This window comes from Clavibacter sp. VKM Ac-2873 (genome assembly GCF_015351075.1).
Taxonomy (GTDB): domain Bacteria; phylum Actinomycetota; class Actinomycetes; order Actinomycetales; family Microbacteriaceae; genus Clavibacter.
Genome location: NZ_JADKRS010000005.1, coordinates 3,577 through 13,986, shown reverse-complemented (window position 1 = coordinate 13,986; position 10,410 = coordinate 3,577). Strand labels below are relative to the sequence as shown.

The 10,410-nt window shown below is 69.0% G+C and carries 7 protein-coding genes, 1 rRNA gene and 1 other annotated feature (1 of these 9 only partly in view); of the genes, 3 read left to right on the top strand and 5 right to left on the bottom strand.

The annotated features are described in order from the left end of the window. Positions 1-227: 227 nt before the first annotated feature. Positions 228-1,442: an NADP-dependent isocitrate dehydrogenase gene (locus tag ITJ44_RS13450; RefSeq protein ID WP_194636060.1), complete on the bottom strand. Its 1,215-nt coding sequence runs from the start codon at positions 1,440-1,442 to the stop codon at positions 228-230. Between the two features lie 236 nt (positions 1,443-1,678). On the opposite strand from ITJ44_RS13450, the gene ITJ44_RS13445 reads away from it, so the two are divergent. The 3 genes from ITJ44_RS13445 (at position 1,679) to ITJ44_RS13435 (ending at position 3,051) form a co-directional block, all read left to right on the top strand. Continuing rightward, entirely contained in the window at positions 1,679-2,131 is a 453-nt protein-coding gene (locus ITJ44_RS13445; protein WP_119402348.1) for an N-acetyltransferase, read from the top strand. A 3-nt stretch (positions 2,132-2,134) separates the two neighbouring features. Further along, on the top strand, positions 2,135-2,455 hold the full coding sequence (locus ITJ44_RS13440) for an MGMT family protein (RefSeq protein WP_194636059.1): 321 nt from the start codon (positions 2,135-2,137) through the stop codon (positions 2,453-2,455). Between the two features lie 158 nt (positions 2,456-2,613). Continuing rightward, positions 2,614-3,051, top strand: coding sequence for a hypothetical protein (locus ITJ44_RS13435; RefSeq protein ID WP_228495123.1), 438 nt, complete (start codon positions 2,614-2,616; stop codon positions 3,049-3,051). Positions 3,052-3,127: 76 nt separating this feature from the next. Here the strand turns inward: ITJ44_RS13435 and ITJ44_RS13430 are convergent, their stop codons facing one another. The 4 genes from ITJ44_RS13430 to rrf all read right to left on the bottom strand — a co-directional run bounded on the left by ITJ44_RS13430 (position 3,128) and on the right by rrf (position 9,121). Then, positions 3,128-4,936, bottom strand: coding sequence for an ABC transporter ATP-binding protein (locus ITJ44_RS13430; protein WP_194636057.1), 1,809 nt, complete (start codon positions 4,934-4,936; stop codon positions 3,128-3,130). Then, on the bottom strand, positions 4,933-6,699 hold the full coding sequence (locus ITJ44_RS13425; protein WP_228495136.1) for an ABC transporter ATP-binding protein: 1,767 nt from the start codon (positions 6,697-6,699) through the stop codon (positions 4,933-4,935). Before ITJ44_RS13425 ends, ITJ44_RS13430 begins: the two co-directional genes overlap by 4 nt. 681 nt (positions 6,700-7,380) lie before the next feature. Further along, on the bottom strand, positions 7,381-8,709 hold the full coding sequence (ddaH, locus tag ITJ44_RS13420; protein WP_370551702.1) for a dimethylargininase: 1,329 nt from the start codon (positions 8,707-8,709) through the stop codon (positions 7,381-7,383). Positions 8,710-9,004: 295 nt separating this feature from the next. Next, positions 9,005-9,121, bottom strand: a 5S ribosomal RNA gene (gene rrf, locus ITJ44_RS13415). 119 nt (positions 9,122-9,240) lie between these two features. Continuing rightward, positions 9,241-10,410: a sequence feature (mutual gap in cmsearch alignment for this rRNA model is longer than 100), on the bottom strand (it continues 1,603 nt past the right edge of the window).

Here is a 10,410-nt window from a genome sequence, read left to right as displayed (position 1 = left end):
GCCGGCGTCGGCCGGCTCGTGGATCCGCGGAGCACGAGATGCGCAGGACGCGCGAGCGCCCTCGCGGAGTCGCGTCGTCGACGCGATGGGCAGAACCGTAGGGAGGAATCGACGAACGGCGTCGGCCCTCTGCACACGCGACGCGCACCCGGGCACGCGAGAGGCCCCGCCCCCGGATCGGGGGCGGGGCCTCTCGGCGTGCGTCGGCGTCACGCGACGCCGCGGGATCAGGCCAGGCGCGTCTGCAGGTTGTCCGCGAGCGACGCGAGGAACTCCTCGGTCGTCTGGTACGGCTGGTCGGGGCCGATGAGCAGCGCCAGGTCCTTCGTCATCTTGCCGCTCTCGACCGTCGTGATGACGACGTCCTCGAGGGTGTCCGCGAAGGTCTTCAGCGCGTCGTTGCCGTCGAGCTTGGCGCGGTGCGCGAGGCCCCGTGTCCAGGCGTAGATGGACGCGATGGGGTTCGTCGACGTGGGCTTGCCCTGCTGGTGCTGGCGGTAGTGGCGCGTGACGGTGCCGTGCGCGGCCTCCGCCTCGACGACCTTGCCGTCGGGCGTGGTGAGCACGCTCGTCATGAGGCCGAGCGAGCCGAAGCCCTGCGCGACGGTGTCGGACTGCACGTCGCCGTCGTAGTTCTTGCAGGCCCAGACGTAGCCGCCCTCCCACTTGAGCGAGGCGGCGACCATGTCGTCGATGAGGCGGTGCTCGTAGGTGAGGCCCGCGGCGGCGAACTGGTCGGCGTACTCGGCCTCGAAGACCTCCTGGAACAGGTCCTTGAAGCGGCCGTCGTAGGCCTTGAGGATCGTGTTCTTGGTGGAGAGGTACACGGGGTAGCCACGGGCGAGGCCGTAGGAGAGCGACGCGCGCGCGAAGTCGCGGATCGAGTCGTCGAGGTTGTACATGCCCATCGCGACGCCCGATCCGGGGCTCTGGAACACCTCGAACTGCTGCGGCTCGGAGCCGTCCTTCGGCGTGAAGGTCATCGTGAGCGTGCCCTCGCCCTCGAAGCGGAAGTCGGTGGCGCGGTACTGGTCGCCGAACGCGTGGCGGCCGACGATGATCGGCTTGTTCCAGCCGGGCACGAGGCGCGGGATGTTGCTGATGATGATGGGCTCGCGGAAGATCGTGCCGCCGAGGATGTTGCGGATGGTGCCGTTCGGCGAGCGCCACATCTTCTTCAGGCCGAACTCCTCGACGCGCGCCTCGTCGGGCGTGATGGTCGCGCACTTGACGCCGACGCCGTGCTTCTTGATGGCGTTCGCCGCGTCGATCGTGATCTGGTCGTCGGTCTCGTCGCGCTTCTCGATGCCCAGGTCGTAGTACTCGAGGTCGATGTCGAGGTACGGGTGGATGAGCGTGTCCTTGATGGACTGCCAGATGATGCGCGTCATCTCGTCGCCGTCGAGCTCGACGACGGTCCCCTCTACCTTGATCTTCTCCACGAAGTCCTCCTCATGCTCGTCGGTCGCCTCCGGTGCGCGTCTCCGTCGGCGCGCGTCGGGTCCGGCTCGTCGCCGGTGGATCCGCAGGCCAGCCTACCCGGCGGGCCCTGTCTCTCGACATCGAGACATCGGCGGGTCCCTGTCGGATCCCCGCCCTCGCAGCGGCTCCCGACGCGACCTCGCGGACGGGCCGGCGGCACCTGGCCCGGAGGTGGCCCGCCCGATACCCTGTGCCCATGAGCGACATGACACTCGAAGAGCTGAGCGCCCGCACGATCGTGGCGGCCAACACGCTGACGCTCAAGCCGGGTCAGGAGAACTACGTCGCCCCCGTGTCCCACTCCATCGCCGAGGCCTACGTCAACCCCACCACCGCCTGGCCGCGCGTGGTCGTGGAGGACGGCGAGGTCGTCGGCTTCATCATGGGCAACTTCGACCCCGAGGCCCACGAGGAGATCTTCCGCAGCTGCATCTGGCGCATCAACGTCGACGCCGACGCGCAGGGCCACGGCGTGGGCCGGTTCGCGGTCCTCGCCCTCGCGGACGAGGCGCGCTCGCGGGGATTCGAGCGCCTCACCGTCGTGTGGGAGCCCGGCGAGGACGGCCCCGAGGAGTTCTTCACGCACGTCGGCTTCGAGGTCATCGGCGAGACCCAGTACGGCGAGGCCATCGGCGCGCTGGCGCTCTAGCGCGTGGCCGTCTTCGCCACCCCGGGCGAGTTCACCGACCGCGTGCTCGAGGTGGTCGCCGAGATCCCGTCGGGCCGCGTCATGACCTACGGCGACGTCGCCGCCGTCTTCGGCCGCCGCGGCGCCCGCGCGGTGGGCATGGTGCTGCGCTACCACGGCGCCGGGCTCCCGTGGTGGCGCGTGCTCCGGGCCGGCGGCCACCCGCCGACCGGGCTCGCCGACGAGGCGCGGCCACGCTACGAGGCCGAGGGCACGCCGCTCCTCGACGCCCCCACCGACGCCGGGTACCGCGTCGACCTCGAGGCGGCCCGCTGGTTCCCGTGATCCGCTGACGGCCCGCCGGCCGCCCGTCCGCCTCGCGGGCGACCGTCCGCCTCGCGGGCGACCGTCCGCCTCGCGGGCGACCGCGGATCATGCTGCGGGACCAGGGCCGGGGCCTCGCGGCCGATGCGCGGTGCGCCCTGCTCCGCTGGACTGGGACCATGCCCCATCGCCCGTCCCCCCGCCACCTCGTCGCCGTCCCCCTCGCGATCGCCCTCGTGCTGGCGCTCGGCGGCTGCGGCGCGGCGAGCGCGATCGGCGGCATGACCACCCCGGCGGATGCGCGCGTCTACGCCACGGCGGCGGACGCGGGCGGCCGGATCCCGGCGTGGATCCCCGCCGACGCGACGGACGTCCGCATCAAGACGTCGCTCCGCGGCGACGGCGCGATCCTCGAGTTCCGGTCCGCGACGCCCGCCGATCGACTGGGCTGCGCGGCCGCGCCCAGCGACGCGCCTGCGCCGTCCGTGCAGGACACGTGGTGGCCGGATCCGTCCCCCGCCGCCAGCATGACGTGCGGCGACGGCTGGCTGGCCGCCGCGGACGGCGACGCCGTGCACGCGTGGCTGCCGAAGGGCTCCCCCGCGGTCGACCTCTGACCGCGTCGCACCGGACGCGACGCGGCCCGGGCGCCTCCCCGCAGGGGAGCACCCGGGCCGTCATGGCGCGACCGCGCTAGACCAGCGACTCCCGCCATGCGGCGTGCAGCTGCGAGAACCGTCCGGTGCCCTGGACGAGCGACTCCGGCGTGCCGTCCTCGACGATGGTGCCCTTCTCCATCACGAGCACGCGGTCCGCGATCGCGACGGTCGAGAGCCGGTGCGCGATGATGATCGCCGTCCGGTCCGCGAGCAGCGTCGTGAGGCCCTGCTGCACGAGCCGCTCGCTCGGGATGTCGAGCGAGCTCGTCGCCTCGTCGAGGATCAGCACGGCCGGGTCCGCGAGGAACGCCCGCGCGAACGAGATCAGCTGGCGCTGACCCGCCGACACCCGACCGCCGCGCTTGTTCACGTCGGTGTCGTAGCCGTCGGGCAGCGATTCGATGAAGGTGTGCGCCCCCACGGCTTCCGCCGCCGCCCGGATCTCACCCCGGGTCGCGTCGGGCTTGCCGATCGCGATGTTGTCCGCGACGGATCCGGAGAAGAGGTACGCCTCCTGCGTCACCATCACGATGGCGCGGCGGAGGTCCTTCGGGTGCAGGTCGCGCAGGTCGATCCCGTCGAGCGCCACACGCCCGTCCGACGGGTCGTAGAACCGGGAGATGAGCTTCGCGAGCGTCGTCTTGCCCGCCCCGGTGGATCCCACGAGCGCGATGGTCTGCCCGGCGGGCATGTCGAGGTCGAAGCGCGGCAGGATCGTCTTGCCCTTCCCGTAGCCGAACTCGACGCCCTCGAAGGAGACGTGTCCGGTCGACTCCCACAGGTCGACGGGCGTCACGGGATCCGGCACGCTCGGCTCCTCCTCGAGCACGCCCGAGATCTTCTCGAGCGCGGCCGACGCGGACTGGTAGCTGTTGTAGAACATCGCCATGTCCTGCGCCGGCCCGAAGAACTGCCGCGTGTAGAGCACCACCGCGAGCAGCGCGCCGATGCCGAGCTGCCCGTCCGCGACGCGCAGGCCGCCCACCAGGAGCACCACGGCGACCGTGACGTTGCCGATGAGGATCAGGCCCGGGTCGAAGATGCCGAAGACCTGGATCACGCGCATGTTGGTGTCGCGGTACCCCTCGACGTGCTCGGAGAACTCCTCCGCGTTGCGCTTCTCCTTGCGGAAGGCCTTCACCGCGCGGATGCCCGTCATGGTCTCGACGAAGTGCACGATCAGCCGCGCCGACTTCACGCGCGTCTGCCGGAACAGCGCCTGCGACTTCACGGCGAACCAGAGGCTCAGGAAGAACAGCGGCACGAGCGCCGCGAGCAGCACGAGGCCGGAGACCCAGTCGAACGAGAACAGCGCGATCGCGGTGAACGCCATGTAGAGGGCGCCCTGCACGAGCTGGTTGATGCCGCCGTTCAGCAGCTCCCGGATCGAGTCGAGGTCGCTCGTCTGGCGGGAGATGATCCGGCCGGACGTGTACGTCTCGTGGAACTCCAGGCTCAGCTTCTGCGTGTGCAGGAACATGCGCTTGCGGAGGTCGAGGAGGATCTCCTGCGCGATGCGCGCCGACATCACCTGGTACTTCGCCACCAGCACCGCGCCCGTGACCGCGACCAGGACGTACGCCCCGATGACGAGCGCGAGCAGCGTGGCGTCGCCCGTACCCAGCAGCGACGGCAGCGCGCGGTCGAGGCCGACGCCGATGAGCGCGGGGCCGGCGACGTTCGCGGCGGTGGCCACGAGGATCGTCGCGGCCGTGAGGATCAGCGTCCGCTTGACGGGCTGGATCGTGCTGACGAGCAGGCGCGTCGAGCGCTGGCGGATCTGCTTGCTCTCGGCGCGGGAGAAGTCGTCCCTCTCCTCGCCGGTGACTCCGGTGACGCTCATGCTGAGGCCTCCTCGCGCACGGTGTTCCCTTCCACGTCCAGGCTCGAGATGACGAACCGGTAGTGCTCGCTCGTGGCGAGCAGGTCGGAGTGCCGGCCGACCGCGGTGATGCGGCCGTCCTGCATGAGCGCCACCCGGTCCGCGAGCATCACGGTCGAGGGGCGGTGCGCCACGATGAGCGCGGTGGTGGAGGCGAGCACGCGCCGCAGCGCCGCCTCGACGAGCGCCTCCGTGTCGACGTCGAGCGCCGAGAGCGGGTCGTCGAGGACCAGCACGTCCGGCGCCGCCGCGACCGCGCGGGCGAGCGCGAGCCGCTGCCGCTGGCCGCCGGAGAGGCTGAGCCCCTCCTCGCCGACGGTCGTCTCGACGCCGTCGGGCAGGTCGTGCACGAAGCCGGCCTGCGCGATGTCGAGCGCCTCCTGCAGCACGCGCTCCGCCTCGGGCCCGCCGTCGGCGAGGTCGGGGCGGCCGAGCAGCACGTTGTCGCGGACGCTCGAGGAGAAGAGCGTCGCGTCCTCGAACGCCATGGCGATGCGGCTGCGCAGCTCCTCGAGCCCCAGGTCGCGGACGTCCACGCCGTCGAGCTCGATGCTGCCGCCCGTCACGTCGTAGAGGCGGGTCGTCAGGGCCGTCAGCGTGGACTTGCCGCAGCCGGTGATCCCGACGAGCGCCATGGTCTCCCCCGGCTGGAGGTCGAGGTCCACCCCGTCGATGAGGTCGGGCTGGCCCGCGACGGCGTCCTGGTACCGGAAGCGCGCGCCGCGGAAGACGAGGTGCCCCCGGGGCTCCCGGATGCGGACGGGCGTCGCGGGATCCGTGATCGCGTCCTCCTCGTCCATCACCTCGAAGTAGCGGTCGATGGCGGTCCGCGCGTCGAAGGTCATCGACAGCAGGAAGCCCACCGACTCGATGGGCCAGCGCAGCACCGCGGCGGTCGCGAAGAACGCCACGAGGTCGCCCACCGAGATCTGCCCGCCGGCCGCGAGCAGCACGCCGCCGAGCAGCGCCAGCGCGAAGGTCAGGTCGGGCACCAGCAGCAGCCACAGCCAGATGCCGGCGATGGCCTTCGCCTTCTTGATCTCCGTGCCGCGGAGCTCCTCCGCCTGCTCGGCGAACGCGTCGTGCATGTGCTTGCCGCGACCGAACGCCTTGAGCACGCGGATCCCGTGCACCGACTGCTCGACGCTCGTGGCGAGGTCGCCGGACTGGTCCTGGCTGAGCCGCGCCACGGACGAGTACTTCTGCTCGAAGAGGTAGCCGTAGACCCACAGCGGGATGGAGCAGACGAGGAAGCCGAGGCCCAGGCGCCAGTCGATGGACACCAGGAAGCCGATGCCCACGAGGATCGTGAGGATGTTGACGATGAACAGCACGAGGCCGAACGCCATCCAGCGGCGGATGAGGTTGAGGTCGCTGACCATGCGCGACAGCAGCTGTCCGCTCTGCCACCGGTCGTGGAACGCGACGGGGAGTCGCTGCAGCTTCCGGTAGAACGCGTTCCGCATGTCCGCCTCCATGAGCGTGCCCGGCTTCAGCACGAACCAGCGGCGGAGGGCGATCATGGCGGCCTCGAGGATCCCGAGGCCGAGGATGAGGAGCACGGCGGGCACCACGGCGGCCGCGTCGCCGTCGCCGAGCGGTCCGTCGACGAGCCCGCGGAGGATCTGCGGGATCACGAGCGACAGCAGCGAGCCGATGAGCGCGACCACCATCCCCGCGATGATGCTGGGCATGGCGGGCCGGGCGAACGGCAGCAGCCGCATGAGCACGGCGATCGTGCCGGGCCGGGGGCCGTGCCGCTCGGACGGCGCCTGGTCGGGCGATGCGGGCGGTGAGGTGGACACGTGTCATTCCTTCTGTAATCGGCCGATGCGCGGCCGGACGTGCTCTGCGGGCGCGGACGCGAGGACGTGCGCGACGGAGGATCAGGGGGATGGAGAGACGGGCAGGTCCGGCGCCCGAGGGACGACGGGGCGGATCGGAGGGACGGAGGGGACGGGCGGCCGGGGCCGTGCGTGCGGCGCGGGCGGTAACGGGCCGCACGCGACGGGTCGGCGCCGACGCCCCCTGTCGGATGGCGGAGCGACCGAGCCCGCTCTGGCCGGACCGGATACCGGTCGCAGGTCGCAGCCGGCGCGGGGATCCGCTCGTCGAGCGGGGTGGCCTGCTAGCGGAGAGGACCGCGGAACGCGGGGAGCACGCGCGCGGCCGCGGCGCCGATCCGGCTCGAGGTCGTGCGTGCGTGCGTCGATGTCGTGGTCATGACACCCTCCCTGGCTGCGTATGCGATTCACGTATGGGCCGCACCGATGGACCACGCGAATGGTCGCCACAGGCAGCCTTCCAGGATACGGAGCGCAGGCCACGCGCACAAGAGCCCGGCCCGCATCCGAGGATGCAGGCCGGGCTCGCGAGGTCGCACGCGGTCGCGCGCGCTGCGGGGATCAGCCGATGCGGACGGAGAGGCAGGTGACGCAGCCCTCGAGCTTCTCGAACTCGCTGATGTCCACGGTGACGACCTCGTAGCCGAGGCTCCGGAGCAGGTCGGCGGTCCGCGGTGCGGCGGCCGAGAGGAGCAGCGTGTCGTCACCGAGCGCGACGACGGCCGTGCCCTCCGCCTCGGGCACGGGCAGGAACGACGGGAACAGCCGCGGCTGGTCGACGAGCGGCTCGTATCCGATGACGGTGCCGTCCGGAAGCGCGGTGACCTGCGACTTGAGATGCAGGGTCCGGCTGACCGGGACGCCGACGACGGCGTAGCCGAGCGGGGTGGCGATCTCACGCAGGCGCTGGATCCCGGCGGCGTTGGTCCGTGAGCTGGAGCCGACGTACAGGGTGCGTCCGACCTCGAGCACGTCTCCCCCGTCGATGGTCGCCGGCAGGTCGATGGACGTCACCTCGAGGTCCATGTCCTCGAGCGCGCGCTCCACGCCGATCCGCTCGCCGCGCCGCGAGTCCGCCCCGGACGTGAGCAGGACGGCTGTCGTGCCCAGGACCAGCACCGCGTCCTCGACGAACACGGAGTCGGGGTGGTCGTCGGCCGGCGGCACCTCGCGGGTCGACCATCCGCCCTCCTCGAGCGCGAGGACGTAGCGCTCCCACTGCTGATCCGCGAGCTCGGCGTCCACGGGACGGCGCTCGATGTGCGTGAGCTCACCGTCCGCGAGTCGCGACGAGGGGATGCGCACGAGCGCGACACGCTCTCGGGCGACCTCCTCGCCACCCGCTCCCCCGAGCCGGATCCAGATGCGCCGACCGAGCAGGATCGACGCGAGCGACACCCCGAGCACGAACATGAGGTTCAGACCGAGGAGCGTCTCCAGGAGCGGGCCCACGATGTCACCCGAGATGGTCGCGCCCTGGCCCATGGCGCCGACGAGGCTGCCCGTGAGCGCTCCGACGACGGCGGCAGCCACCGATCCGACGATGGACGTCCACAGTCGCCGATGGAATCCGACACCTGCCAGCGCCGCGAGGAGCACGAAGGCCACCAGGGTGTGCACGGTCCAGTAGTCGAGGAGCGTCCCCAGGACAGCAGCAGCCGGCTGGTTGGCGCTGAAGAGCGTGAGGACGCTGAAAAGCAGTCCGAGGATCGCGGAGACGCCCGCGGACACGAGAGCGGCCGACAACGCCTTCCCCAGCGGAACGCCTGCCGTCGGTCGCGACCCCCGCGGGGCGGGCTTCGGGGACACGACGGAGGTCGTGGATGCGCCATCCGCCTCATCGTCTCGGGGCTGGCCGGGCGTGCGGTCGTTCTCGGAGGATTCGGTCACGAACGACGACGATAACGGCACCGGTTATGACCGCCATGTGAGGCGGCTGACAGACGAGAGGTCGACGAACGGGGCATCTCGCTCGTCCTCGTCACGTGGAGAACGGCTAAGCGGCGCGGGCACCCTTCGGTCCTGCAGACGCCGGGCACCTGCGCGAGACACCCTGTGCCACCCGATTCCACGCCTAACCGCTCCCGGGTCCTGCCCGAAAGGAGCACGGGCCTGTGTGGGCCGTTAACGCAGGAAGGCCCGCCGCACGATGTGCGACGGGCCTCCCCGATCATTCTCAAGTTAAGTCCGGCGGTGTCCTACTCTCCCACAGGGTCCCCCCTGCAGTACCATCGGCGCTGAGAGTCTTAGCTTCCGGGTTCGGAATGTGACCGGGCGTTTCCCTCTCGCTATGGCCGCCGAAACACCTCATACACACCCCTACAAGGGGCATGAAATCTGTGATGAATCGACCAGTCAAGCTGGTTGTTCAATTAGCACCCGACCGTATATCGGGAACCACATAGTGGACGCAAGCAAAGTGTTTTCAAGATATCGGCTTATTAGTACAGGTCAGCTCCACGAGTCTTTAGTCCTCGCTTCCACATCCTGCCTATCAACCCGGTAGTCTAGCCGGGAGCCTTCACCCTGAAAGGGATGGAAATCTCATCTCGAAGCCGGCTTCCCGCTTAGATGCTTTCAGCGGTTATCCGTTCCGAACGTAGCTAATCAGCGGTGCTCCTGGCGGAACAACTGACACACCAGAGGTTCGTCCATCCCGGTCCTCTCGTACTAGGGATAGATCTTCTCAAATTTCCTACGCGCGCAGCGGATAGGGACCGAACTGTCTCACGACGTTCTAAACCCAGCTCGCGTACCGCTTTAATGGGCGAACAGCCCAACCCTTGGGACCTACTCCAGCCCCAGGATGCGACGAGCCGACATCGAGGTGCCAAACCATGCCGTCGATATGGACTCTTGGGCAAGATCAGCCTGTTATCCCCGAGGTACCTTTTATCCGTTGAGCGACAGCGCTTCCACAAGCCACTGCCGGATCACTAGTCCCGACTTTCGTCCCTGCTCGACTTGTCAGTCTCACAGTCAAGCTCCCTTGTGCACTTACACTCGACACCTGATTACCAACCAGGTTGAGGGAACCTTTGGGCGCCTCCGTTACTTTTTAGGAGGCAACCGCCCCAGTTAAACTACCCACCAGGCACTGTCCCTGAACCGGATTACGGTTCGAAGTTAGATATCCAGAGTGACCAGAGTGGTATTTCAACAATGACTCCACCCGAACTAGCGTCCGAGCTTCACAGTCTCCCACCTATCCTACACAAGCCACACCGAACACCAATACCAAGCTGTAGTAAAGGTCACGGGGTCTTTCCGTCCTGCTGCGCGTAACGAGCATCTTTACTCGTAGTGCAATTTCGCCGAGTTCGCGGTTGAGACAGCTGGGAAGTCGTTACGCCATTCGTGCAGGTCGGAACTTACCCGACAAGGAATTTCGCTACCTTAGGATGGTTATAGTTACCACCGCCGTTTACTGGGGCTTAAATTCTCAGCTTCGCACTTGCGTGCTAACCGTTCCTCTTAACCTTCCAGCACCGGGCAGGCGTCAGTCCGTATACATCGTCTTGCGACTTAGCACGGACCTGTGTTTTTAGTAAACAGTCGCTTCCCACTGGTCTCTGCGGCCTTCAAACGCTT